Genomic DNA, 24581 nt, shown 5'->3' with positions numbered 1-24581 from the left:
GGCTCCGGTCAGGGACGTTGCCCGACTCCGGTGGCTACCTCGTGTGCCCGGCGGCCGGCGGTATCGGGAGCCAGCGGGGCGGTGGGCATCCCGGCGCCCTCACGCAGGCCCGACAGGAACTCCTCGAGAATCTCGGAGGGCGAGTATCGCGGTGTCCATCCCAGTCCGGTGCGGGCGCGTGTGCTGTCGAGCAGCGGAAGTTGCAGCACGGTGTCGAGCAGGCCCGGCGACGCCGGAACCAGATGCGCGTGCCAGGCCGCACGTACCGCCTCGCGTAGTGCCGCGCGCGGCACCGGGATCTTCCGGGCGGAGAACATCTCTGCGAGGAACGCGCCGTCCACCGGAGGTTCCGTCGCGAGGTTGAACGCTCCCCGCACGGGCCGGACGGTCGCGCGAGCGAACGCGTCGGCCACATCGCTCGTGTGCAGCACCTGAGCGCGCAGGTCCTCGACGAGCGGCATCACGGGCAACAGCCCGCTTCGCATCAGATTTCCGGGCAGCAGGGGGCCGACGAAGAGCCGCCGCTGGGACGTCGCGGACTCGCGCTTGAAGATGAAATACGGCCGCATCCGCACGATCCGCATATCCGGTTCGCGCAGCTCGAGCGTGTCGAGAACACGCTCCAGATAGGACTTCTCGCGCGGATAGGCCGCGCCGGGCCATCCGTGGGTCGGCCAGTCCTCGGTCACACGCTGTGTCGACCCGCCGGGCGAATAGGCCGCGACCGACGACGAGTACACCAGCGCGGGGACCTTCTCCGCTGCCGCGGCCTCGAACACCGAGATCGCACCGAGGACGTTGTTCGCCCACGTCACTTCCGGGCGGTGGGTGGGCTGGAAAAGCCACGCGAGATGGATCACCACGTCGGCGCCGCGCACGAGGGGACGGAAATCGTCGGTGGTGGTATCGGCGACGATGAAGGTGGTCTTGGGGCAGGTCCATTCCGTCGGGCGTCGCGCGACCCCGACGATCTCCGCGACGTCGGGTTCTCTGCTCAACGCCTCGACCACACCGGTTCCCACATTGCCGGTCGCGCCCACCACGACGACCTTCAGAGCACGTCGGTTGTCCATGCCGGTGCATACCCCGTCGCGGTGACGGTAATCACAGGATCAGTGGACGGCGGCGCGGCGCACCTTCAGCGCCTCGGTGACGAGCGGAATCTGCAGCGGCAGCCGGGCGACCGAGAGCGCCTTCGCGGCAGGGGAGAGCTTCGGGCTGCGCAGCCAGGTCGCAGTCATCTGCACATTGGCGGGGAAGACGGCGAGGAACAGGGCGGCGGCCAGGGCACCGCCGAGCCGTCGCGATCGCGGCACTGCGAGAGCGCCGGCCACAGCGATCTCGGCTGCACCGGACAGGTAGGTATAGGTGCGGGCCTCACCCGGGAGGGCACGAGGAACGATGCCGTCGAAGGGTTCCGGTCGTACGAAGTGCAGGACGCCGGCGCCGAGAAGCAGGCAGGCCAGCCGGATCGCGGATCGCTGCGACGGTTGCGTGGACATGCGCGCCACGGTACAGCCGCAGCGCCGCAGAGATACATACCTTCGACACGCGCGGCGAGCCGNTTGCGTGGACATGCGCGCCACGGTACAGCCGCAGCGCCGCAGAGATACATACCTTCGACACGCGCGGCGAGCCGGCGCTTTCGGCACTGCGGCGAGCCGCGCTTTCGGCACTGCGGCGAGCCGCGCTTTCGGCACTGCGGCGAGCCGCGCTTTCGCACGGGTGAAGATGCGAACCTCGGCCGTCCGGGCGCGTAGGCTGCGATCCGATATCGGGCGCAGTAGGCACCGGTACCGACACGACCGAGAGCGGCCACCGGTGTGAGCCGGCACGAGAAAGGTGGGAGACCCGCGATGCCCGGGAGGTTGCGTGCGCGCTTCAACCGCTCCGATCAGCTCACCGAGCGGCCCGACTTCGCTCTGGTCGGCGTCCTGCGGGTCCCGCAGGAACAGACGAGCCCCGGCCTCGCGATCGCCCGCCGCATCGGCTACGCGTTCGCGGCGCTGCTCCTCGCGGTGGTCGTCGTCTACCTCGATCGAGACGGTTACCGGGATGCCCAGGGCGACGAACTGTCGCTGCTGGACTGCGTCTACTACGCCACCGTGTCGCTCTCGACCACCGGCTACGGTGACATCACCCCCGTCACTCCCGAAGCGCGACTGATCAACATCCTGCTGATCACTCCGCTCCGGGTGTTCTTCCTCATCGTGCTGGTCGGTACGACACTGTCGGCCCTGACCGAGAGCTCACGACAAGCATTCAAGATTCAGCGTTGGAGGCGCCGCGTGCGTAATCACACCGTCGTCATCGGTTACGGCACCAAGGGACGGACCGCCGTCGATGCGATGCTCGGTGACGGGATCGCCCCGTCGGACATCGTCGTCGTCGACACCGACCCGGTGGTGCTCGAGTCCGCAGCGGGCCAGGGGCTCGTGACGGTGCAGGGTTCGGCGACGAAATCCGATGTGCTCCGTCTCGCCGGCGTCCAGCACGCGGCGGCCGTCATCGTCGCTGCGAACCGCGACGACACCGCGGTGCTCGTGACCCTCAGCGCCCGGGAGATCGCGCCGCGGGCGAAGATCGTCGCCGCTATCCGTGAATCGGAGAACACCCATCTGCTGCGGCAGTCCGGTGCGGATTCGGTGGTCATCTCCTCGGAAACGGCAGGTCGCCTTCTGGGCATCGCCACGACGACGCCGAACGTCGTCGAGATGATCGAGGACCTGCTGACCCCGGAAGCGGGATTCGCGATCTCCGAACGAGATGTCGAGCCGAGCGAGGTCGGGGGCTCGCCGCGGCATCTCAAGGACATCGTCCTGGCGGTCGTTCGGGACGGGCGGATGTGGCGGATAGGTTCACCGGAGGTCGACGCGCTCGAGGCGGACGACAAGCTGCTCTACATCCGGCTGGTGGGTTCGCCGCCGGGCGCGATGCGTGGCTAGGGTGCTGATGTGACCGGTTTCGCCCTGGCGGGCACCCCTCTGCTCTCACGTACCGTCGTCGACCGGGCGGAGGAATTGCGTTCCGACGAGGACGCACTGCGCGCCGGATGGGCCGCTGCGAAGTTGTTGCGGGTCGATCGGCGCAATCAGGTCCGCGTGTCCGACGGGGCGCTGGTGCTCGGCGAGGCAGCCGATCTCGGTGCCGAACCGGTGCCCGGCGCGGTCTTCCTCGGCATCCGGGACGGACATCACGTCTGGGCGGCTCGGGTACTCGCACAGACCGGGACGGTGGCCGACCTCCGGCGTGTGGGCGAGCATCTCGACGATGCCGACGCCGACCTGATGGTCAGTGCCGTCGCCCTGCTGAACTGGCACGACAACGCCGGATACAGCGCGGTCGACGGCTCGCCCACCCACTCGACGATCTCGGGCTGGTCGCGGATCAGTACCGAGACGGGGCACGAGGAGTTCCCCCGCACCGATCCGGCCGTCATCTGCCTGGTGCACGACGGACACGACCGCGTCCTGCTCGCCCGGCAACCGGTCTGGCCCGAGCGGCGCTTCTCCGTACTCGCGGGCTTCGTCGAAGCGGGCGAGTCGCTCGAATCGTGTGTCGTCCGCGAGATCCGCGAGGAGGTCGGGGTCGATGTGCGGGATGTGCGGTATCTCGGCAGCCAGCCGTGGCCCTTCCCGCGATCTCTGATGCTCGGTTTCGCAGCGGTCGCCGATCCCGGCCAGGCATTGGACTTCCGGGACGGTGAGATCACCGAGGCGCGCTGGTTCACGCGCGAGGAGGTCCGCGCGGCACTGGCGACGGGCGACTGGGCCTCGGCCGAGGACGTTCCGCTGCTGCTGCCCGGATCGATCTCGATCGCACGCGGCATGCTCGAGGGCTGGGCGAAGGAATGAGCGAGGCCGGCCGCGACGAACGCGACCGGCCTCCCGGAACGATCTACCGGATCACAGACCCAGTGCGCGCTTGACCTCGGCCAGCGGGGGATTGGTGGCGGTGCTGCCGTCGGCGTACTTGACGGTGGGCACCACGTGGTTGCCGTTGTTGACGCTTCCGACGAATTCGGCGGCGGCCGGATCCGATTCGATGTCGATCTCGGTGTACCCGATGCCGTTCTCGTCGAGCTGCTTCTTCAGCCGCCTGCAGTATCCGCACCAGCTGGTGGAGTACACGGTCAGAGCAGGCGAGTCGGTGGTCGTCATGTCTGAGACAACATCACAGCCGCCTCCCGTGTTCCACACCGGGTCGGGCGTGTCCGACGCCACACCGCTTGTGCTGCCGGTGGACTGCGCTGTCGGCGGCCGCTGTCATGATGGAGGCCATGTGTGCGGATGTGGTGGACGGTCTCGACCCGGAGCAGGCAGCTGCAGTACTCGCCCCCCGAGGACCGGTCTGCGTGCTCGCCGGTGCCGGCACCGGCAAGACCCGGACGATCACCCGCCGGATCGCGCATCTCGTCTCCGCTGGGCACGTCTCGGCAAGTCAGGTCCTCGCCGTGACGTTCACCGCTCGTGCCGCAGGTGAGATGCGATCGCGGCTGCGTGAACTCGGCATCGGTGGCGACGGATCACAGGTGCAGGCACGTACCTTCCACGCGGCTGCGTTGCGGCAGTTGCGCTATTTCTGGCCGCGGGTCGTCGGCGACACGCCGTGGCAGCTGCTCGACCGCAAGTTCGCGGCCGTCTCCCAGGCCGCGGGCCGGTGCGGCTTCGCGACCGACACCGACACCGTGCGCGATCTGCTGTCGGAGATCGAATGGTCGAAGGGCACCCTCGTCGCCCCGGAGGACTATCCGGCCGCGGCGGCCCGGGCCCGCCGTACCCCGCCGGCCGATCCGGAACGGATCTCCCATGTGTACGCGACGTACGAGCAGCTCAAGAACCGCTCGGGCGACGGGATGTATCTCGACTTCGACGATCTGTTGCTGCACACCGCCGCAGCACTCGAGGACAACCTCGCCGTGGCGGAGGAGTTCCGCGACCGATACCGCTGCTTCGTCGTCGACGAGTATCAGGACGTCACGCCGCTGCAGCAGCGTGTGCTCGACGCGTGGCTCGGCGACCGCGACGACCTCACCGTCGTCGGCGACGCCAACCAGACCATCTATTCGTTCACCGGAGCCACCCCGAAACATCTGCTCGACTTCTCCCGCCGGTTCCCCGACGCCACCGTCGTGCGCCTCGAGCGCGACTACCGATCCACCCCCCAGGTGGTCGATCTCGCCAACCGGGTGATCGGCGCCGCCCGGGGCCGGATCGCCGGAACACGTCTGAAGCTCGTCGGCCAGCGTCCGCCCGGACCGGAGCCGACCTTCGCCGAGTTCGACGACGAGCCGGCGGAGGCGCAGGCCGTTGCGAAGGCCGTCGCGAAACTGATGGGCACCGGTGTACCCGCCGCCGAGATCGCGGTGCTCTACCGCATCAACGCCCAATCCGAGGCCTACGAACAGGCTTTCACCGAGGCGGGAATCCCGTACCAGGTGCGTGGCGGAGAAGGCTTCTTCAACCGCGCGGAAGTGCGGCAGGCGGTCAACGCGCTCCGTCAGGCCGGTGCGCGCGACGACCTTCCGGACGGTGCCGACCGCGGTTCCGGTCTGCTCTCCCTCGTCCGGGCGACGCTCGTTCCCCTCGGCCTGACCGACACCGAGCCGGTGGGCACCCAGGCCCGCGAGCGGTGGGCCTCGCTCGTCGCTCTCGTGCAACTCACCGAGGAATTGCTCGAGCACGAGCCGGGGCTCGCTCTCGACGGCCTGCTGCGCGATCTCGCGGCGCGGGCGGAGGCACGTCAGCCTCCGACGGTCCAGGGTGTGACGCTCGCGTCGCTGCACGCGGCGAAAGGGCTCGAATGGGATGCCGTCTTCCTGGTCGGGCTCACCGACGGGACCCTGCCGATCACGCATGTCACCGGAGACAAGGACACCCCTCCCGACGAGGCCGGTATCGAGGAGGAACGCCGCCTGCTCTACGTCGGCGTCACCCGTGCCCGGGTCCATCTGCACCTGTCGTGGGCCCTGTCACGGACCGCAGGGGGTCGCCGCTCGCGCCGCCGCTCCCGGTTCCTCCACGGCCTGATCCCGGACAGCTCTCCCGCCTCGAAGATCGCCGAGCCCGCGGCGCCGCGGAAGAAACGGCCCCAGTGCCGCGTCTGCGGCAGACCGCTCATGGGCACCACGTCGACGATGCTCGGCCGCTGCGAGGGCTGCCCGTCGGATCTCGACGAGAACCTTCTCGTCGCGCTCAAGGAATGGCGCCGGGAGCGGTCCAAGGAGATGAAAGTGCCCGCCTACGTGGTCTTCAGCGACAACACTCTCGTCGCGATCGCCGAGCAGCAACCGCGCGACGACCGTGCACTGGTGGCCATCCCGGGGATCGGGGCGAAGAAACTCGAGCAGTACGGGGCGGATGTGCTCGCACTCGTGCGTGGCGAGCGCACCGTCGACACGTTGGATCTCTGAGAAGGATCGTCGTCCGGGGCGGAGTTCAGCACGCGCACAGGCAGAAATAGTGCCCGGCCGGATCGCGGAACACCCGGAAGGTGCCGGTGGTCGATCCGTCGTCGGCGCGCAGCGCATCGAGACCGAGCACGATCCGCTCGGCCTCGTCGAGATCCGGCACCTCGAAGTCGAGGTGGGCGTGCACTCCGTCGGCGGGCCAGTGGCGCGGTGTGAAGTCGGGGTCGCGCTGGAAGGCGATCGCGGTCGTGTCGTCCCGGGCGAGTTCGACCCACTCCTCCCGGTCGTCGGTGATCGTCCACCCGAGCAGCCTGCGGTAGAACTCGGCGAGTGCACGCGGATCGGGGCAGTCGAGCACAGGGAGGAATCTCGTGGTCGCGAGTGCCATGCCTTCCGACTGTAGTCCCGGCACCCGATGAGCGACACGAAACCGCAGGTAGAAAATCACTTGTGCGGATCGTGCCCGCGAAACTAGGCTGGCTGACGATGTCACGGGAGACGGTTCCGTGCGCGACGAGAAAGTGAGGTGGCCCCGATGCTCGGTTTCGACGCCTTCGCAACGGCAGTGGCCCCTCGCGTCGCAACACCTGTGGTTGCTGCCGCAGCGGCAGCCGCGCCGCGTGCACGCCGTCGTGTGCACGCCGCCGCCGTCTCGTCCGTGGCCGGACGTCAGCCGAGGAGTTTCTCCCGCTAGACGTTTCGTTCCTTCCAGGCCACGGACCCCGCCCAGCGGACCGTGGCCTTTCTCTTTCCGGCCCGGGTTCGCATCGCATTTCGAACGAACCAGCAAAGGAGCTCACGTGCCGAGCGAAAACCTGTCGATCCCGTCGAGGCGCAGGGAAGGAATCGAGGAGCATGGTCACAGCCCGTCGCGCCCCGGCAAGAACGTTCTGCCGTGCCACGACAACGATCCCGACCTGTGGTTCGCCGAGACCCCGGGGGAACTCGAGTACGCCAAGACGCTGTGCGCGGGCTGTCCGGTGCGGGCCCGGTGTCTGGCTGCGGCGCTCGAACGGGAGGAGCCGTGGGGTGTATGGGGTGGGGAGATCATCGACCGCGGCGTCGTGGTGGCCCGGAAGAGGCCCCGAGGGCGACCGCGGAAGCATCCGGTGGTGGAACCCCGAAAGGAACTGGTCTGCGTGTGAACCCGTTGCCCGGCTTCGTCACTCCTCGAGGAAGCCGGGCAGCCACTCGCTCAGGATGCGCATGTAGGGCGCCTCGGCGTCGAGCTGCGCGCAGATACCCACCGATCCCAGCAGGACACGGAAGATGCTCGCGTATTCGGGAGGCAGATTCAGGGCCCGGGCCGTCCGGAACGTCGAGCTCGTGAAATCCGTGGCCGTGCCCGCCACCCGCTGGAGCCACGACCGGGTGAAGTGGAAGGACTCGGTGTGTATGGGATCGGTGAAGGGCCGCAGGTAACTCGCGATCTCCTCGTCGGTGACCGTGCGCCCGGGCAGAACGAACTTGTTGTCGTAGAGGAGCTGGGTGAGCTCGTCGAAGCGTTCGTCCACGGCGAGCCGGACCATCCGGCCGAGCACCGGAGGGAAGCCGTCGGGCATCGCCGCGGTCGCGCCGAAGTCGATGATTCCGAGCCGCCCGTCGTCGAGAAGCATGAAATTTCCCGGATGCGGGTCGCTGTGGAGCAGGCCGGCACGTGCGGGCGAACAGAAGTGGAACTCCGCGAGCAGGGCGCCGGCCCGGTTGCGCTGTTCCCGTGTACCGCCGACGATGATCACCGATAAGGGGGTAGCCGAAAGCCATTCGGTCACCACGACTTTCGGCGCGCTGGCAACGACTCGTGGGATCACGAACTTGTCGTCGTCGGCGAAGGCCTTCGCGAAGGCCCGCTGATTGTCGGCTTCGATCCGGTAGTCGAGTTCTTCCTCGGTGCGTTCGGTCAGTTCGTCGAGCAGGGCGCGCACGTCGGCGCCCGGCATCAGTGTCGCGAACACCCCGGCGAAACGGGAGAGCGTGCGCAGATCGGCGCGCAGCGCTTCGTCGGCCCCGGGGTACTGGACCTTCACCGCGACATCGCGCCCGTCCGACCACACGGCTCGATGCACCTGGCCGATGCTCGCCGAGGCGACCGGGACGTCGTCGAACGACTGGAACCGCTCACGCCACTTGGTGCCGAGTTGCTGATCGAGAACGCGGTGCACGGCCCGTGCGGGCAGGGGAGGAGCCTCCGCCTGCAGTTTGGTCAGCGCTTCCCGGTACGGCTCGGCGTACTCCTCCGGAACCGCGGCTTCCATCACACTCAGCGCCTGCCCGAACTTCATCGCGCCGCCCTTGAGCTCGCCCAGCACGCTGAACAGCTGCTCGGCGGCCTTCGCCGTCATTTCGGCGTCGATCTCCTCCCGGTCTCCGCCGGCGAGCCGTCGCCCGAAACCGACGGCTGCGCGTCCCGCAATTCCCAAGGGAATACTCGCGAGTTTGGCGGTGCGGGACGAGCTTCTGCGAGGGATCTCTGGCACGCCTCCCATCATGCCTGACCGACCGACGCGATGGCCGAGCAGTCGCATTCGGGGTGGCGGAACCATCGTCGCGCGGCGATACGGTGGGTTCGCAGATCGAGTTCGAGCGTGCGGTCGACCGCGGGAGAGACGGACGGATCGGCCGAGAAGAACGCCTCGATCTGGACGACGGCCAGTGCCGCTGTCGCCGAGGTCACGGCACGTCCGGCCTGCCCCTCCCGCCCGTACAACTGGGTGGCCAGCCGTGGCCAGGACGGGTCGAGATCGGTCCGCACCAGATCGGCGCAGCGCAGGCAACTGCTGCGTCCGGGAAGCACGAACGGGCCCACGACGCCGCGTCCGTCACGGATCCGCACCGGGAGATGGGGAATCCCTGCCCGCACCAGCGCGCGTACGAGGCGGGGATCGGGTACCTGCCGATCGGCGAGGACGACACAGCCGGTCGCAGCGGCCGGATCCGGATGACCGTCACCGACCGGCGACCGCACCCAGCGCACTTCCCAGGGCGGGAGATCATCGACGATCGCAGCCGCGAGCGGTCCCGAACCGTACACGCGGACCCGGCGTGGACGCAGCCGTTCACCCGAGGGCCCCGGAGCTTGCCGGACCACGCCGCTCGCGACGAGTTCGTCGAGCAACTCGCGGACCGGGGCCGGCGACAATCCGCGCAGTGCGGCAGCCGCGAGCACCTCCTCGCCGGTGAGCCGCCCGTCGAGCAGACGGAGCAGTACGCCCACGTCGAAGCCGTCCATGCCCTCGGGGGGAACGACGACCGTCGCGGTGTCGGGACCCCAGCCGAGCTGGACTGCTCCGTCGGATCGTTCCAGCACCGGCAGTTCCGGATCGACGAGCAGACCGGAGGTCGCGGGCGGGGTGTGCGCGGAGACAGAGGATGCGGTGGTCATGCCCGTCACGGTGACATCCCCCGCACGCCCGACAGGCGTGCGTGGGGGAGTTGTCCACAGGCCCGACGCTCCGGCCGGGAGGAATATGTGCCGGTCTACGAGGTGCCGCTGTCTCCGGGGCGATCGTCCTTCGGCTCGTCGTTTTCAGCGGCACGTTCCCGCTCGGCCTGTTCGCGTTCCATCGTCTCGCGCAACTGCGCGATCGGATCCTCGAACGCCCCCGTACCCCCGCCGATCACCCGGTCGACGAACGCCGCCGGATTGTCGAGATCGGACGAGTCGGGCAGCAGGTCGGGGTGCGCCCACACCTGGTCCCGGGCATCGGCACCGGCATCGGTCGTCAGGCGCCGCCACAGTGCCGCCGCCTCGCGAACCTTGCGGGGCCTCAGTTCGAGCCCGACGAGCGTCGCGAAGGTCTGCTCCGCGGGTCCGCCCGTGGCCCGGCGCCGACGCAGGGTCTCGGTCAGGGCCGACACACCGGGCAGCCGGTCGCCGAGCGCGTCCGTCACGACCGTCTCGACCCAGCCTTCGACGAGCGCGAGCATCGTCTCGAGCCGCTCGAGCGCGGCTTTCTGCTCGGGAGTGGTCTGCGGCTCGAAGGCACCCTGCTTGAGGATCTCCTCGAGCTTGGAAGGATCGGTGAGTGCAGACGGGTCGATGCCCTGGGCGAGGTCCTCGATCGACGACATGTCCATGCGGATGCCGCGCGCGTACTCCTCGACCGCCGCCAGCACCTGCTGCCGCAACCAGGGCACGTGACTGTAGAGGCGCTGGTGAGCGGCTTCCCGTGCCGCGAGGAAGACGAGCACTTCCTGAGCGGGCTGTTCGAGGCCTTCTCCGAAGGACTCGACCGCAGCGGGGAGCAGCGCCGCCGTCCCGGCAGGGCCGAGGGGGAGCCCGATGTCGGTGGAGGTGAGCACCTCCTTCGACAGCTGCCCGAGTGCCTGGCCGAGCTGGGAACCGAAGGCCACCCCACCCATCTGGGAGAACATGCCCATCATGGGCCCGGCCATCGCCTTGGCCTCCTCGGGCAGGCCGGCCAGCATCATGCCGTTGACCTGCTCGGCGATCGGATCGCACAGGCGCTTCCAGGTGTCCAGGGTGTTGTCGAGCCAGTCGACGGGCGTCCATGCCACGGCTTTCGAGGCACCGGCCGGCAGGGTCGTGGCGGCATCGAGCCACAGCTCGGCGAGACGTGCGGCGTCGGCCACCGCGTCGGCCGTGCGCGAGGAGATCGGCGAGACCGAGCCGATCTGCTGTCGTGCGAGCTTCGTGGCGATGTCGTAGTTCACCGGGCCGGAGCCCCCGGAACCCATGGCGCTGCCCATGCCGGCGAGCATCTGACCGAACTGGCTGAGCATCTGACCGAACTGCGCGGGATCGAAGCCCTGCGCACCGAACGGATTGTCGCCGCTGCCCCCGCTGCCGGGGAGCCCGAATCCGAACGGCATACCGCCACCGGTGCCGCCGCTACCGGAACCCTCGTCCTTCTTGCGGTCGGGGTCGTCGTCGGGATTCGAGAATCCGAAGGGCGTGTCGCTCATGCAACCAACGGTACAAGGCATGGCGCCGGAGGATCCGCATCGTGGTCACGCTGACGGCGAACACGGTGCGCCCGATACCCTGGCCGGGTGAATCGTCGCCTCGTCATGCCGCTCGCGCTCGCGTTCCCGATCCTGATCATCGTGGTGGTGGCGTTCAACGTCCGGGCTCCCTATGTCGCGCTCGGTCCGGGCCCCACCTTCGACACGCTCGGCGAGATCGAGGGCACGCCGGTCGTCGAGATCGACGGGATCGAGGCGGACCGGACCGAGGGCAGCATGTACATGACGACGGTCGGCGTGACCGACAATCTCACCCTCGCCCAGGCGGTCACCGCCTGGATCAGCGGACGGTACGGCGTCGCGCCCCGCGAGCAGGTCTACCCGCCGGACCGCAGCAAGGACGAGGTGCAGGCCGTGGATCAGGCGCAGTTCGCGCAGTCCGAACGCTCCGCCGAACTCGCCGCCCTGCACTATCTGGACCTGCCGGTGACGCTGCGCGTCGCGGAAGTGGGTCAGGGCGCTCCCGCAGCCGGTGTGCTCGAAGCGGGCGACGAGATCGTCGCCGTCGGCGGAGAGGACATGACCACCGCCGGCCAGGTGCAACGCACGGTGGGCGCGGTGCGGCCCGGCGAATCGGTGGAGGTCACCGTCCGGCGCGGCGATACCGAGCAGACGCTCGAGGTGCCGGTCGGCGAGCGACCCGGCGAGTCGGACAAGGGATTCCTGGGCATCGCGACCGAGGAGGTTCCCCAGGTGCCCTTCGAGGTCACCTTCAACCTGGCGGACATCGGCGGCCCGTCGGCGGGTCTGATGTTCAGCCTGGCCGTCGTCGACAAGCTCAGCCCCGGACTGCTCAACGGCGGGATGAACGTCGCGGGCACCGGCACGATCGACTCGGACGGAAACGTCGGGCCGATCGGCGGCATCACCCACAAGCTGACCGCGGCGGCGGAGGACGGAGCGACGGTCTTCCTGGTTCCCGCAGACAACTGCGCAGAGGCGTCGAGCGGGGCTCCCGAGGGTGTCCGGCTTGTGAAAGTGGACACACTCGACGGCGCGATCGATTCCCTCGAAGCGATCGCGGCCGGGCAGGACGCGCCCGCCTGCAGCTGACCCACCGCGCCCGGCGGTAGCCGGAAGTCAGTCGTCGTCGCCCGCCTCGAGGGTGGCGTACAGCGCCGCGACGACGTGCGGGGCGAGATTGTCGTAGCTCCGCAGTTCGGCCCCCGCGAACGGATCGTCGTCGTCGAGCGGACGCAACTGCAGGAGGGAGAGCGACGGCCCGTCGCGCAGCACCGCGGAGATCAACCGCGCGGCGCGCCGTTCGGGATGGCTGTGGGCGGCGTGACGCGCGGCCTCGTCCGCCGCATGCGCGTCCGCGAGCAGCGGGGCGAAGGCGTCGTCGAGCTCGTTCTCCGCCGTAGGAGGAAGGATCACCACCTCCTGGACGAGGGCACACCCGGCGACCGAGTCCGGCCAGGTGGTGGTGGCGAGGAACTCGTCGAGGGCGGGGCTGCCGCCCTCGACGTCCTCGGGGAAGTCGTCCTGGGCGATCGGCGTGTACTCGTGGCCCTCGTCGAGCTGGTCGGCGAGTGTCGGTTCCGCGGCGGCGAGCAGCACCGTCGGGACGAGCGCGAACATGACGGGAGGGCGGTCCCAGCCCTCCGCATCCGCGAAATCGATGATCTCGTGGACGGCGCGCGCGAGTGCTCGTTCGGAAGGCACGGGAAGACGTTGGCTCACCCGCCTATCCTGGCACTCGTAGACGGGTGTGCGTTGCCGGACCCGAGTCGGACGACCTTCCCGTCGAGGATTCCGTAGAGTGGGGCGAAACGGTCACACCATGGAAACGAAGCATGTTCGCATGCTTCGTGCAGCGCGTGATGGACAGATGCGGTGCGAGCGCGCCGCCGGACGAGTTTGGAGTGTGGGCACGTGGGCATGAGGCCCCCGACCGGAGTACCTACATTGTCGAAGCGGAGCAAAGTTCTGCTGGTCCTGGCAGTGGTGGCCGCAGCGCTGCTTCTGCTCGGACCACGGTTGGTGGACACCTACACCAACTGGCTCTGGTTCGGCGAAGTCGACTTCCGGGGCGTTTACGTCAAAGTTCTCCTGACCCGGATCGTGCTCTTCCTGGTGGTCGGGCTGTTCATCGGCGGCGTCGTCTGGCTCTCGATGCTGCTCGCGTACCGATCCCGGCCGGTGTTCGTGCCGACCACCGGACCCAACGATCCGGTCGCGCGCTACCGCACCACCGTGATGACGCGTATGCGTGCCTTCGGCATCGGCATCCCGGTCGTTCTCGGCGTGCTCTCGGGTCTGGTCGCCCAGGCCGGCTGGGTCACCGTGCAGATGTTCTTCAACGGCGGAGACTTCGGCACCACCGATCCGCAGTTCGGCCTCGACGTCGGCTTCTACGCCTTCGACCTGCCGTTCTACCGCTTCGTGCTCAACTGGCTCTTCGTAGCGATCGTGCTGGGCTTCATCGCAAACCTCGTCACCCACTACATCTTCGGTGGGATCCGCCTCGCCGGTCGTGGCGGGAACATGTCGACGGCCTCGCGTGTGCAGCTCGCCGTCCTGGCAGGCCTCTTCGTCGCCTTCAAGGCGGTCGCCTACTGGCTCGACCGCTACGAACTGCTGTGGAGCAGCCGTAAGGAACCGACCTTCACCGGCGGTGGCTTCACCGACATCAACGCGGTCCTGCCGGCCAAGCTCATCCTCCTGGCCATCGCGGTCATCTGCGCGATCGCGTTCTTCGCCGCGATCTTCCTGCGCGACCTGCGCATCCCCGCGCTGGCGACGGCCTTGCTCGTGCTCTCGTCGATCCTCGTCGGCGCTGTCTACCCGCTGATGGTCGAGCAGTTCTCGGTTCGCCCGAACGCTGCCGACAAGGAGAGCGAGTACATCGAGCGCAACATCGCCGCCACCCGTGATGCCTACGGCATCACCGACGACAAGGTCGAATACGAGGACTATCCCGGGGTGGGCACGACCTCACCGGAGAACATCCCGGCCGACATCACCACGATCGCCAATGCGCGCCTGCTCGACCCGAACGTGCTTCCCCGCACGTTCACCCAGCAGACGCAGCTGAAGAACTTCTACGGTTACCCGGAGTCTCTCGACATCGATCGGTACGAGATCGACGGTCGCGTCGAGGACTACATCGTCGCGGCCCGTGAGCTCTCGCCCACCAGCCTGACCGGCAACCAGACCGACTGGATCAACCGGCACACCGTGTACACCCACGGAAACGGTCTCGTCGCGGCCCCGGCCAACCGGGTCAACGCCGCCGCGAGCGCGTCGGCCGAGGAAGCCGCCAACAGCAACAGCGGCTATCCGGTCTACTTCGTCAGCGACCTCGCGTCGCTCGGGGCCGAGAACCAGGTGATCCCGGTCGAGCAGCCCCGCATCTACTACGGCGAGGTCATCGCCGAGGCCGATCCCGACTACGCGATCGTCGGCAACAGCGGAGACGCGTCCGGCCCGCGCGAGTACGACACCGACACCGAGAAGTACACGTACACCGGTTCGGGTGGCGTGGACATCGGCAACTGGTTCAACCGGCTGGCGTTCGCCGCGAAGTACGGAGAGCGCAACATCCTGTTCTCGAGCGCGATCGGTGACGATTCGAAGATCCTGTTCAACCGCGACCCGCGTGAGCGTGTGACCAAGGTCGCGCCGTGGCTCACGGCCGACGGCGACGCCTACCCGGCGGCGATCGACGGCCGGATCGTGTGGATCGTCGACGCGTACACCACGCTCGACTACTACCCCTACGCGCAGCGTGCCTCCCTCGAAGGCCTCGTCGAGGACAGCATCGACCAGAACACCGGCCGGTTGCTGCCCCGCAAGGAGGTCTCCTACATCCGCAACTCGGTCAAGGCCACGGTCGACGCCTACGACGGCACCGTCACGCTGTACCAGGTCGACGAGCAGGATCCGGTCCTGAAGGCGTGGATGGGGGTCTTCCCCGACGCGGTGACCCCGCAGGACCAGATCTCGGACGAGCTGCGCGCCCACTTCCGGTACCCGGAGGATCTGTTCAAGGTGCAGCGCGAGATGCTCGCGAAGTACCACGTCGACGACCCGCGCGAGTTCTTCACGAACAACGCGTTCTGGTCGGTGCCGGCCGATCCCACCGTGGACACCAGCGCGAACCAGCCACCCTATTACCTGCTGATGGGTGATCGGGAGACGGCGGATCCCCGGTTCCGGCTGACCTCTGCGATGGTGGGCTACAACCGGCAGTTCCTGTCGGCGTACATCTCCGTCGAATCCGATCCGGAGAACTACGGGAAGTTCACGATCCTGCAGTTGCCGACGGACACGCAGACCTTCGGTCCCGAACAGACGCAGAACGCCATGATCTCGGACACCCGGGTGGCGTCGGAACGCACGCTGCTCGAACGATCCAACCGGATCCAGTACGGCAACCTGCTCACCCTGCCGATCGCGGACGGCGGCATCCTGTACGTCCAGCCGATGTACACCGAACGCAACGCGACGGCGGGCAGCACGTCGACCTTCCCGCAGTTGTCGCGTGTGCTCGTCAGTTACCGCGAACCCGGCGCGAGCGGCGGTGTGCGGATCGGCTACGCGCCCACCCTGGCAGGTGCACTCGACCAGGTCTTCGGATCCGGCGTCGGAGACGCCGCGACCGCTCCCGGTGGGGAAGCGGTGCCCACCGCCGAGGTCGAGGACGAGACCCGTGGTGAAGTGCCCGGCGAAGGCACGGCGGAGCAGAATCAGTCGGGAGAGCAGCAGCCTGCGACACCGGCGCCGTCGGCTCCGGCCGACCGTGATGCTGCCGTCGCCGAGCTGGATTCGGCACTCGCGGAGCTCGCCAACGCACAGAGCAGTGGCGACTTCGAGGCCTACGGCCGGGCCCTGCGACGGGTGCAGCAGGCGGTCGACGCCTACGAATCGGTCGGTGGCTGATCCCGAGCGATCGGACAGAAGGCAAGGCCCGCGGCGTTCACGCCGCGGGCCTTCGCCGCTTTCCGGGGGATTTGCATTCCGTTTCCGTGCTCGTGTACGTTCGTTCTTGCAACGCGGGGTGGAGCAGCTCGGTAGCTCGCTGGGCTCATAACCCAGAGGTCGCAGGTTCAAATCCTGTCCCCGCTACCACCACGAAGGCCGGCGGTCCGTCACGGACCACCGGCCTTCGTTCGTTTCCGGTGGATCAGCCCTGCGCGGCCGTGTATTCGCTCTCCGGCCCGTCGGCGCCGGGAACCTCCATCTCCATCAGCACCCGGCGCAGCAGCTTGCCGGTGGCGTTCCGCGGGAGTTCGTCGAGGAACACCACATCGCGCGGGACCTTGTACCGGGCGAGACCGGATTTCACGAAGGCCTTGATGTCCTCGGCATCGCGGGCCGAATCGGGGGAGGGAACCACGAAGGCGCGCAGCCGTTGACCGAATTCCGGATCGGGCACACCCACGACGGCCGCATCGAGCACGTCCTCACGCTCGGCGAGCAGGTTCTCCACTTCGAGCGGATAGACGTTCTCGCCGCCCGAGACGATCATGTCGTCGTCGCGACCGTCCACGAACAGCAGTCCGTTCTCGTCCCAGTGCCCGATGTCTCCGATCGACAACATCCCGTCGATGCGTTCCTTGTCGCGACCGTCGGTGTATCCGGAGAACGAGAGCCCGCTCGCGACGAAGATGCGTCCGGGCACGTTCGGTTCCGTGATGCGGTTGCCGGCCTCGTCGAACAGGACCACCCGGCAGGTCACCGGGGGCCGGCCTGCCGTACCGGGGGCCCGGTGGATGTCCTCGGGTGTCGCGACGGTCGCAACGGCGCATTCGGTGGACCCGTACAGATTGTGCAGCACGTGCCCGAACGCTTCCGTCGTCCGGCGGCACAGGTCCGGGGACAGGGACGAACCCGCGCAGAAGACGATCTTCAGGCTCGAGGTGTCGTATTCGGCGATCTTGTCCCGCCCGAGATCGAGAATCCTCTGCAGCATGGTGGGGACCACGACGAGCACGTTCGCACCGTGCTGTTCCACCAGGCTCAGGGCGTCGACGGGGGAGAATCTGCGCATCATCACCACGGTCTGCCCGAGCGCGAGTGCGAGCGCGAACTGCGAGACGCCCGTGCCGTGGAAGGCGGGCGCGGCCATCAGCATCGTCTGACCCGGCCGGAGGGGCACACGATCGAGGAACTGAGCGGACGCGAACGGCGACGTGCGGCCGCGCGGCGCACCCTTGGGGGTCCCGGTGGTGCCGCTGGTCAGCAACACGAATCCCCCGAAGACCTCGGGTGCCGGCAGGGACGAACCGTCGAGGCCGTCGATGGCTTCCTCGAGCGTCGGGATGCCGGGGACCTCGTCGTCCACCCAGGAGACGTAGCGGCGGACATCGTCCGGAAGAGCGGCGGCGACGTCGGCGAACTCGCTGTCGAAGACGAACGTCGCGACCTCTTCGCGGGTGGCGACGTCGACGAGCTGTCGCGCGCCGAAGCCGGTGTTCATCATCACGAGCCGTACGCCGAGCTTGGCGGAGGCGAGCATCGTGAGCACCAGGCCGCGGTGGTTGCGGGCCATGATGCCCATGACGGATCCCGGCACGACTCCGTCGCGCTGCCACGCGCGCACCAGGGCGTTCGATCGGGCTTCGAGTTCCTGGTAGGTCGTGTCGCCGGCTTCGTCGACGAGGGCGACGGCATCGAGGCCGCGCTGGGCCTGAGCGTGCACGGCTCCGGCGAACGGGCCGTACTTGCCGGCCGCGACGATCGTCCCGATGCTGTGGTCCACCCGTGGGAAGTGCAGCAGCCCTGCACGATGGAGCACGGCCAGCGATCCGAGGGTGTCCTTGACCTGTCCGATCGTGTCGTCGAGCGTGATCCGTCCGCCGGTGAGCCTGCCGAGAATGTCCTGACCGAGCATCCGTCCCCCTAGCTGTGTGTGGTTCAGCTCACACAGTATCCCGTGACGTATCTCACATTCCAGACGCGCTCCCCGAAAACGGCAGAACCCTCGCCGCCACCGCGGCGAGGGTTCGTCCCCCGATGGGTCCTCCGAGACACTCGGGCCCCTGCCGGACCCCGGTCCCATCCACCCGGAGCCCGCGTTCTCGGGCCCTGCGGCCCGAGTGCTATTTCAGTTCGGAGGACGACTTTCCGAGCACCCGCCGGGCCACGATGAGCTGCTGGATCTGCTGGGTGCCCTCGAAGATGTCGAGGATCTTGGAATCGCGCGCCCACTTCTCGAGCAGCGGACGCTGCGAGTAGCCGTAGGTACCGGCCAGTTCGACGGCCTTGAGTGAGACCGCGGTGCCGGTCCGGCCGGCCTTGGCCTTCGACACCGACGCCTCGAGGGAGTTGGGCTTCTTGTTGTCGGCCATCCACGTCGCGCGCAGTGCGAGAAGGTAGGAGGCCTCCCAGTCGGCTTCGAGTGCGAGGAATTCCGCCGCGGCCGCGTGCTGGTTGTTCGCGGGGATGTCGTAGGAGACCTCGACGCCCGCATCCTTCAGGATCGCGCGCAACTCCTCGAGGACGGCGCGACCGAGCCCTACGGCCATACCGGCGACGATCGGGCGGGTGTTGTCGAAGGTCTGCATGACCCCCGCGAAGCCCTTCTCGGTGTTCACCTCGGGAGAGCCGAGGATGTTGTCCTTCGGGATCCGGCAGTTGTCGAGCACGAGCACGGCGGTGTCGGACGCCTTGATGCCGAGCTTCTTCTCGAGGCGGGCGACGGAGAGCCCGGGGGCGTCGCGCGGAACGACGAACGACTTGATCGCCGCCCGTCCCTGCGACTTGTCGACGGTCGCCCACACGACGATGTGCGTGGAGCGCTCCCCGGCGGTGACGAAGATCTTCTCGCCGTTGAGGACCCACTCGTCGCCGTCGAGAACCGCGGTGGTGGTCACGGCTGCCGAGTCGGAGCCGAAGCCGGGCTCGGTGATCGCCATGGAGGCCCACACCTTGCCGAAGCGTTCGAGCTGTTCGTCGGTGGCCACGGCGGCGATCGCCGAGTTGCCCAGCCCCTGATAGGGGATCGACAGGGTCAGGCCCACGTCGCCCCAGCACGTCTCGATGACGTTGAGGAGACCGGCCATGTTCCCGCCGTTGGCATTGCCGGCCTGGGCGTCCTGCTTCGCTTTCGCGTCGCGGCCGAGCGACGCGCCGGCTGCGCCCTGCCCGGAGTCGTTGAGCCCCTCGACCATCGCGGCCATGGTGTCGAGTTCGACGGGGTACTCGTGTTCGGCGAGATCGTACTTGCGGGAGACGGGCCGGAAGATCTGCGCGGCGACCTGGTGGGCCTGGTTCGCGGAGGCCTTGAGCTTCCTGGGGAGTTCGAGATTGATCATCACAGGTTCCTTGTTCGGGTCGGGCCGATCAGACGAGGACGACGCCTTCGGCGACTCCGATGGCTCGTAGGTCGCGGTACCAACGCTCGACGGGGTGTTCCTTGGTGTACCCGTGGCCGCCTAGCAGCTGCACGCCGTCGAGGCCGAACTGCATGCCCTTGTCGGTGGCGAGCTTGCGGGCGAGGGCGGCTTCGCGGGCGAACGACAGGCCCTGCTCCGCGCGCGCCGCGCCGCGCAGGGTGACCAGTCGGAGCCCGTCGAGTTCGATCTTGATGTTCGCCACCATGAAGGCCACGGCCTGGCGATGGCTGATGGGTTCACCGAACGCTTCGCGCTCGTTCACGTAGGGGATCACGTAGTCGAGCACGGCCTGGCCGGTGCCCGTCGCCAGTGCTGCCCAGCCCAGGCGCGACAGCCGTACGGCGTCGGCGTACTGCTCGGCGCGCACATCCGGGTCGGCGTCGCCGAGGCGGGCGGATTCGGGCACGGCGACGTCTTCGAGGAGGAGCCGGCCGAGGCCGGCGGCGCGCAGGCCCATGCCCGGATCGGCTTCGATGACGACACCCTTGCTCTTCGCCTCGACAAGGAAGAGGGACGGCTTGCCGTCGAGTTCGGCCGCGACGACGAACAGTTCGGCACTGCCCGCGGCCGGGACGAAGGACTTCACGCCGTTGAGCCGGTATCCGCTGGGGGAGCGCACGGCCTTGGTCTGCAAGGCGAACGGATCGAACAGGGCGCGCGGCTCGGCGATGACGACGGAGGCCTGGGGCACGTCGTCGCCGGCGAAGGCCGGCAGGTACGTCTTCTGCTGCTCCTCGGTACCCCACTGCGTCAGGGCCACGGCGACGCCGCTGGGGGCGAGGATCGGCAGGGCGAGGCCCATGTCGCCGTGGGCGAGCGCCTCGGCGACGAGCACGTTGGTGACCACCCCGCGCTCGTCGGCGGCACCGTCGAACGCCTCGGGCACGTTGACCATCGTGATCCCGAGTTCGGCGGCGCGGGCGAGGAGGTCGGCCGGAGCCGCGGCCGCCTCGTCGGCGTCGTGGGCTGCGGGCCGCAGGATCTCCGCGGCGAACTCGCGCACCGTCTCGGTGATCATCTGCTGATCGTCGGTGGGCGTGAGATCGAAGAAGTCCGAGCTCTTCGCGGTGGTGAGGCGCTGGGGGCCCGAGGCGCCTCCCGACATCTTCTTGAACGTGCGGGTCGCGGCTCCGAGGGTCTTGAAGCCGGTCTTGGTGGACTGGTAAGTGACCCGGTCGATCGTCTCGCGGATCTTGTACCGATCTGCGAGCTCGGAGCCCGTGATCCGGGTGAGCATGCGCATGGCGGCGCCCATGGCGTCGCGTTTGATCGGATTGAGGCCGACGGCGGACGTGTCGCGAGGCGTGTGGCGGGCCACGCTGTCTTGCTTGCTCATGATCACCAGAAGTCTCTCGATGTGGCAGCGGACACCCTGATCTTACTTCCGAGTAAGGTTGCTGTCTACCGCGCGGTAAGTTCCGGGAACGGCGTGTCGGCGACCTCGGGTCGACCTCAGGACAGCCGCGACAGCACGTGCTCGTGCAGCGGGCCGTTGGTGGCTACCGCGCTGCCCCCGTGCGGGCCGTCCTCGCCGTCGAGATTCGTGAACCGGCCACCCGCTTCGCGGATCAGGACGTCCAGTGCCGCAAGGTCCCACAGCGACACCTCCGGCTCGAGAGCGATGTCGACCGTGCCCTCGGCGAGCAGGCAGTAGGAGAAGAAGTCGCCGTAGGCACGGACCCGCCACACCTCGTCGGTGAGCGCGACGAAGCGGTCGCGGATGCCCCGCTCGTGCCATCCGGTCAGGCTGGAGAAACTCAGCGACGCCGACGCCGGATCGGTCACCTCGGACACGCTGATCCGTCGGGGCTCCTCGCCGTCGTGCGAAACCCACGCACCGGCACCGGCCGCGGCCCACCACCGGCGGTTCAGAGCGGGAGCGCTGACGACACCGACCACCGGGACACCGTCTTCGAGCAGAGCGATCAAGGTCGCCCACACCGGCACGCCGCGGACGAAGTTCTTGGTCCCGTCGATCGGATCGACCACCCACTGCCGGCCGCGGAAGACCGCCTCCCCGCCGAATTCCTCCCCGAGGACCGCGTCATGGGGGCGGTGCGACTCGAACTCGGCCCGCAGCGCGCGCTCGGTCGCGAGATCGGCGTCGGACACCGGGCTCAGATCCGGCTTGTCGTCGACCTTCAGGTCGAGTGCCCCGAAGCGGTCGCGGGTGATCGCGTCGGCGGTGTCGGCGAGGCGGAGGGCGAGGTCGAGATCTGCGCGGTAGTCGGTGGTCATGACGGAAACGCTAGCCGTCGCAGCTGTCGGTCGAACAGTTCGCCGGCCGCGCCGGCAGGCTTGCCGCCCGCGACAGGGCCCACCGGCGCTCCGGTAGCCTGTTGAATCGTGCATCCCGATGTTTCCGCAGACCTGGCCGAGCTCGACACGACCCTCCGTACTGTGGAGACGGTTCTCGACGTCGAGGAGCTCCGCCGGCGCATCGACGAACTCGAGCACCAGGCCGCGGATCCCGAGTTGTGGAACGACCAGGAGCACGCTCAGAAGGTCACGAGCGAGCTGTCGCACGCGCAGGGTGAACTGCGCCGCGTCGAGGGGTTGCGTCAGCGGCTCGAGGATCTGCCGGTGCTGTACGAGCTCGCCGAGGGCGAGGAGGGCGAGGCCCACACGTCCGCGCTGGCCGACGCCGACGCCGAACGTGAGAGCCTGCGTGCCGACATCGAGGCGATGGAGGTGCGCACGCTGCTCTCCGGCGAGTACGACCAGCGCGACGCGCTCGTCAACATCCGTGCGGGTGCCGGTGGTGTCGACGCCGCCGACTGGGCCGAGATGCTCATGCGCATGTACATCCGCTGGGCCGACAAGCACGGCTACGGTGTCGAGGTCTACGACACCTCCTATGCGGAGGAGGCTGGCATCAAGTCGGCCACCTTCGCCATCAAGGCGCCGTACACCTACGGCACCCTCTCGGTCGAGATGGGCACGCACCGGCTCGTGCGGATCAGCCCGTTCGACAACCAGGGTCGCCGTCAGACGTCCTTCGCCGAGGTCGAGGTGCTCCCCGTGGTCGAGACCACCGACCACATCGACATCGACGAGAACGACGTCCGCGTCGACGTCTACCGGTCGTCCGGACCGGGCGGGCAGTCGGTCAACACCACCGACTCCGCGGTCCGATTGACGCACATCCCGACCGGCATCGTCGTGACCTGCCAGAACGAGAAGTCGCAGCTGCAGAACAAGGTCGCGGCCATGCGCGTCCTGCAGGCCAAGCTCCTCGAGCGCAAGCGTCAGGAGGAGCGGGCCGAGATGGACGCGCTCAAGGGCGACGGCGGCAGCTCCTGGGGCAACCAGATGCGGTCGTACGTGCTGCACCCGTACCAGATGGTCAAGGATCTGCGCACCGAATACGAGGTCAACAACCCGTCGGCGGTACTCGACGGCGACATCGACGGTTTCCTCGAGGAGGGAATCCGCTGGCGTATGAGGGAAGAGCAGAAGTCGTGATGGGAAACAGGAGAGGGGCCTGTGCCGTTTTTTCCCGGAAGTAGACTGCTCGACTGGTTGTCGACGAGTGGGCTGCAGATCGCACTCACGATTCTGGGGGCGGTGCTCGTCGCCCGCTTCGTCTCCTGGGTCGGTGGTCGCATCACCCGGCGGATCGACGAGCGCTACATGCAGTCCGACGATCTGGTGCGGTCCGAAGCGACCAAGCACCGTCATTCGGTCGCCCAGGTCGTCACGTGGATGGCGATCTCGTTCGTCTACATCGTCGCCACCTTGAAAGTGTTCGACCACCTGCAACTACCCATCGGCAGCCTGGTCGCGCCCGCGACCGTGCTCGGCGCTGCGCTCGGCTTCGGGGCCCAGCGCATCGTGCAGGACATCCTGGCGGGCTTCTTCATCATCACCGAGCGCCAGTACGGTTTCGGCGACACCGTCCAGATCTCCGTGACCGGCGCGTCCGAGGATGCGGTCGGAACCGTGGAGGACGTCACGCTGCGGGTCACCCGGGTACGCAGTACGGCCGGCGAGGTGATCACCGTGCCCAACGGGCAGATCAACAAGGCCGTCAACCTGTCGAAGGACTGGGCGCGGGCCGTGGTGGACGTGCCGATTCCGGTCTCCGCCGACATCGCGAACGTCACCGAGATCCTGCGCGAGCTGGGTGTGGCCGCCTACCACGAACCGCGCCTGCGTGAACTGCTGCTCGACGAGCCGAGCGTGATGGGCGTGGAGAGCCTCGAGGTCGATCAGCTCAGTGTCCGCATGGTCGCGCGCACTCTGCCGGGTAAGCAGTTCCAGGTGGGACGCCTGTTGCGGGCGCGCATTGCGGCGGCACTCCGCCAGCAGGGCATCACGGTCACTCCGCAGCTCGACACCGCCAGCGTCGTCGATCGTGTGGAGGCACAGTGAGCGAGCCCGTGGAGCCGCACCGCAGACGCATCCCGTCCCATCTCCTCGGCGGGCGGATCAGGACGACCACCTTCGTGCTGTGCGCCGTGTGGGTGGGCATGTGGTTGCTCTACCAGTTCCTCAACCAGCCCGAGGAGACCCCTCCCGCGCCGTCCACCGCGGTGATCATCTCCGAGACCCCCTACGTGCCGTACGTACCGCCGTCGGCCACGACGACCGCCCCGCCGAGCGAGTCGAATACGACCACCGAAACTCCCTACCCGTCGACGACGGTGCCGACGGCCCCGTCCGGCACGCCACTGCCGTCGGTCCCTGCACCCCAGCAGGGTGTCAGCCCGCAACAGGTCCCGACGACCCCCACGCCCACCACCACGACCAGGCAGTTCCCGTTCGAGCTCCCGCAGATTCCGGGGCTCTCCGAGAACCGGGAGGGGACGGTCCCCGAGGACACCGAGACGTCGACACCCTAG

Annotated in this window: 21 protein-coding genes and 1 tRNA gene; 10 read left to right on the top strand and 12 right to left on the bottom strand. The window is 68.3% G+C overall.

Annotated features, from left to right (window positions below):
* Positions 1 to 8 precede the first annotated feature (8 nt).
* Complete coding sequence (locus MOM01_RS13270; RefSeq protein ID WP_241385901.1) at positions 9 to 1073, bottom strand: NAD-dependent epimerase/dehydratase family protein; 1065 nt, start codon at positions 1071 to 1073, stop codon at positions 9 to 11.
* Between the two features lie 39 nt (positions 1074 to 1112).
* Positions 1113 to 1502 carry a DoxX family protein gene (locus MOM01_RS13265; protein WP_241385900.1) on the bottom strand — a complete coding sequence of 130 codons (390 nt, stop codon included), beginning with the start codon at positions 1500 to 1502 and terminating at the stop codon, positions 1113 to 1115.
* 354 nt (positions 1503 to 1856) lie between these two features.
* Here MOM01_RS13265 and MOM01_RS13260 point away from each other — a divergent pair, with 354 nt between their 5' ends.
* Together MOM01_RS13260 and nudC are read left to right on the top strand one after the other, a co-directional pair.
* Positions 1857 to 2945, top strand: coding sequence for a potassium channel family protein (locus MOM01_RS13260; RefSeq protein ID WP_241385899.1), 1089 nt, complete (start codon positions 1857 to 1859; stop codon positions 2943 to 2945).
* 9 nt (positions 2946 to 2954) lie between these two features.
* The gene (nudC, locus tag MOM01_RS13255) at positions 2955 to 3854 is read left to right on the top strand and encodes an NAD(+) diphosphatase (RefSeq protein ID WP_241385898.1); all 900 of its coding nucleotides are present in this window, start codon (positions 2955 to 2957) and stop codon (positions 3852 to 3854) included.
* Between the two features lie 51 nt (positions 3855 to 3905).
* On the opposite strand, the gene MOM01_RS13250 is transcribed toward nudC, so the two are convergent.
* On the bottom strand, positions 3906 to 4160 hold the full coding sequence (locus tag MOM01_RS13250) for a mycoredoxin (protein ID WP_241385897.1): 255 nt from the start codon (positions 4158 to 4160) through the stop codon (positions 3906 to 3908).
* Positions 4161 to 4270: 110 nt separating this feature from the next.
* Here MOM01_RS13250 and MOM01_RS13245 point away from each other — a divergent pair, with 110 nt between their 5' ends.
* A complete protein-coding gene (locus tag MOM01_RS13245; protein ID WP_241386103.1) occupies positions 4271 to 6412 on the top strand; it encodes an ATP-dependent DNA helicase UvrD2 in 2142 nt (713 codons plus the stop codon).
* Between the two features lie 25 nt (positions 6413 to 6437).
* Here MOM01_RS13245 and MOM01_RS13240 read toward each other — a convergent pair whose 3' ends face one another.
* A complete protein-coding gene (locus tag MOM01_RS13240; RefSeq protein ID WP_241385896.1) occupies positions 6438 to 6797 on the bottom strand; it encodes a VOC family protein in 360 nt (119 codons plus the stop codon).
* A gap of 457 nt (positions 6798 to 7254) precedes the next feature.
* Here MOM01_RS13240 and MOM01_RS13235 point away from each other — a divergent pair, with 457 nt between their 5' ends.
* Entirely contained in the window at positions 7255 to 7554 is a 300-nt protein-coding gene (locus tag MOM01_RS13235) for a WhiB family transcriptional regulator (protein WP_241386102.1), read from the top strand.
* Positions 7555 to 7572: 18 nt separating this feature from the next.
* On the opposite strand, the gene MOM01_RS13230 is transcribed toward MOM01_RS13235, so the two are convergent.
* The 3 genes from MOM01_RS13230 to MOM01_RS13220 all read right to left on the bottom strand — a co-directional run bounded on the left by MOM01_RS13230 (position 7573) and on the right by MOM01_RS13220 (position 11335).
* Complete coding sequence (locus MOM01_RS13230; protein ID WP_241385895.1) at positions 7573 to 8898, bottom strand: ABC1 kinase family protein; 1326 nt, start codon at positions 8896 to 8898, stop codon at positions 7573 to 7575.
* Entirely contained in the window at positions 8895 to 9791 is an 897-nt protein-coding gene (locus tag MOM01_RS13225) for a TOMM precursor leader peptide-binding protein (protein WP_241385894.1), read from the bottom strand. Before MOM01_RS13225 ends, MOM01_RS13230 begins: the two co-directional genes overlap by 4 nt.
* 95 nt (positions 9792 to 9886) lie before the next feature.
* Positions 9887 to 11335: a zinc-dependent metalloprotease gene (locus MOM01_RS13220; RefSeq protein ID WP_241385893.1), complete on the bottom strand. Its 1449-nt coding sequence runs from the start codon at positions 11333 to 11335 to the stop codon at positions 9887 to 9889.
* A gap of 87 nt (positions 11336 to 11422) precedes the next feature.
* Between MOM01_RS13220 and MOM01_RS13215 the strand changes: the two genes are divergently transcribed.
* Positions 11423 to 12448, top strand: a complete 1026-nt coding sequence (locus MOM01_RS13215; RefSeq protein WP_241385892.1) for a YlbL family protein — start codon at positions 11423 to 11425, stop codon at positions 12446 to 12448.
* Between the two features lie 27 nt (positions 12449 to 12475).
* Here MOM01_RS13215 and MOM01_RS13210 read toward each other — a convergent pair whose 3' ends face one another.
* Complete coding sequence (locus MOM01_RS13210) at positions 12476 to 13078, bottom strand: PPA1309 family protein (RefSeq protein WP_241385891.1); 603 nt, start codon at positions 13076 to 13078, stop codon at positions 12476 to 12478.
* Positions 13079 to 13270: 192 nt separating this feature from the next.
* Between MOM01_RS13210 and MOM01_RS13205 the strand changes: the two genes are divergently transcribed.
* Entirely contained in the window at positions 13271 to 16279 is a 3009-nt protein-coding gene (locus MOM01_RS13205) for a UPF0182 family protein (protein ID WP_241385890.1), read from the top strand.
* Between the two features lie 112 nt (positions 16280 to 16391).
* A tRNA-Met gene (locus MOM01_RS13200) sits at positions 16392 to 16468 on the top strand.
* 55 nt (positions 16469 to 16523) lie between these two features.
* Here the strand turns inward: MOM01_RS13200 and MOM01_RS13195 are convergent.
* The 4 genes from MOM01_RS13195 to hisN all read right to left on the bottom strand — a co-directional run bounded on the left by MOM01_RS13195 (position 16524) and on the right by hisN (position 21975).
* Positions 16524 to 18233: an acyl-CoA synthetase gene (locus MOM01_RS13195; protein WP_241385889.1), complete on the bottom strand. Its 1710-nt coding sequence runs from the start codon at positions 18231 to 18233 to the stop codon at positions 16524 to 16526.
* A 208-nt stretch (positions 18234 to 18441) separates the two neighbouring features.
* Complete coding sequence (locus tag MOM01_RS13190; RefSeq protein ID WP_241385888.1) at positions 18442 to 19656, bottom strand: acyl-CoA dehydrogenase family protein; 1215 nt, start codon at positions 19654 to 19656, stop codon at positions 18442 to 18444.
* Between the two features lie 28 nt (positions 19657 to 19684).
* Positions 19685 to 21079 carry an acyl-CoA dehydrogenase family protein gene (locus MOM01_RS13185; protein ID WP_241385887.1) on the bottom strand — a complete coding sequence of 465 codons (1395 nt, stop codon included), beginning with the start codon at positions 21077 to 21079 and terminating at the stop codon, positions 19685 to 19687.
* Between the two features lie 110 nt (positions 21080 to 21189).
* Positions 21190 to 21975: a histidinol-phosphatase gene (gene hisN / locus MOM01_RS13180; protein ID WP_241385886.1), complete on the bottom strand. Its 786-nt coding sequence runs from the start codon at positions 21973 to 21975 to the stop codon at positions 21190 to 21192.
* Positions 21976 to 22083: 108 nt separating this feature from the next.
* Here hisN and prfB point away from each other — a divergent pair, with 108 nt between their 5' ends.
* Genes prfB through MOM01_RS13165 form a run of 3 tightly spaced genes read left to right on the top strand, consistent with a single transcriptional unit; the run spans position 22084 to position 24581 of the window.
* Positions 22084 to 23202 (top strand): peptide chain release factor 2, encoded by a 1119-nt coding sequence (gene prfB, locus MOM01_RS13175; RefSeq protein ID WP_241385885.1) that lies wholly within the window; start codon positions 22084 to 22086, stop codon positions 23200 to 23202.
* Positions 23203 to 23223: 21 nt separating this feature from the next.
* On the top strand, positions 23224 to 24111 hold the full coding sequence (locus tag MOM01_RS13170; protein ID WP_241385884.1) for a mechanosensitive ion channel family protein: 888 nt from the start codon (positions 23224 to 23226) through the stop codon (positions 24109 to 24111).
* A complete protein-coding gene (locus MOM01_RS13165) occupies positions 24108 to 24581 on the top strand; it encodes a hypothetical protein (RefSeq protein ID WP_241385883.1) in 474 nt (157 codons plus the stop codon). The genes MOM01_RS13170 and MOM01_RS13165 overlap by 4 nt, the downstream gene beginning before the upstream one ends.

Origin of the sequence: Rhodococcus sp. CH91, assembly GCF_022554085.1 — a bacterium.
In the GTDB taxonomy this organism is placed as follows: Bacteria; Actinomycetota; Actinomycetes; order Mycobacteriales; family Mycobacteriaceae; genus Rhodococcus.
Note: the sequence above shows the minus strand (reverse complement) of the source record. Positions and strands in the feature narration are given on the sequence as shown.

Excerpts from the sequence above, each read along its gene's own strand:
- MOM01_RS13250 (WP_241385897.1), bottom strand. The coding sequence starts at position 4,160 with ATGACGACCACCGACTCGCCTGCTCTGACCGTGTACTCCACCAGCTGG.
- MOM01_RS13220 (WP_241385893.1), bottom strand. The coding sequence starts at position 11,335 with ATGAGCGACACGCCCTTCGGATTCTCGAATCCCGACGACGACCCCGAC.
- hisN (WP_241385886.1), bottom strand. The coding sequence starts at position 21,975 with ATGACCACCGACTACCGCGCAGATCTCGACCTCGCCCTCCGCCTCGCC.
- MOM01_RS13195 (WP_241385889.1), bottom strand. The coding sequence starts at position 18,233 with ATGCTCGGTCAGGACATTCTCGGCAGGCTCACCGGCGGACGGATCACG.
- MOM01_RS13230 (WP_241385895.1), bottom strand. The coding sequence starts at position 8,898 with ATGATGGGAGGCGTGCCAGAGATCCCTCGCAGAAGCTCGTCCCGCACC.
- MOM01_RS13240 (WP_241385896.1), bottom strand. The coding sequence starts at position 6,797 with ATGGCACTCGCGACCACGAGATTCCTCCCTGTGCTCGACTGCCCCGAT.
- MOM01_RS13260 (WP_241385899.1), top strand. The coding sequence starts at position 1,857 with ATGCCCGGGAGGTTGCGTGCGCGCTTCAACCGCTCCGATCAGCTCACC.
- MOM01_RS13190 (WP_241385888.1), bottom strand. The coding sequence starts at position 19,656 with ATGATCAATCTCGAACTCCCCAGGAAGCTCAAGGCCTCCGCGAACCAG.
- MOM01_RS13245 (WP_241386103.1), top strand. The coding sequence starts at position 4,271 with ATGGAGGCCATGTGTGCGGATGTGGTGGACGGTCTCGACCCGGAGCAG.
- MOM01_RS13270 (WP_241385901.1), bottom strand. The coding sequence starts at position 1,073 with ATGGACAACCGACGTGCTCTGAAGGTCGTCGTGGTGGGCGCGACCGGC.
- MOM01_RS13225 (WP_241385894.1), bottom strand. The coding sequence starts at position 9,791 with ATGACCACCGCATCCTCTGTCTCCGCGCACACCCCGCCCGCGACCTCC.
- MOM01_RS13265 (WP_241385900.1), bottom strand. The coding sequence starts at position 1,502 with ATGTCCACGCAACCGTCGCAGCGATCCGCGATCCGGCTGGCCTGCCTG.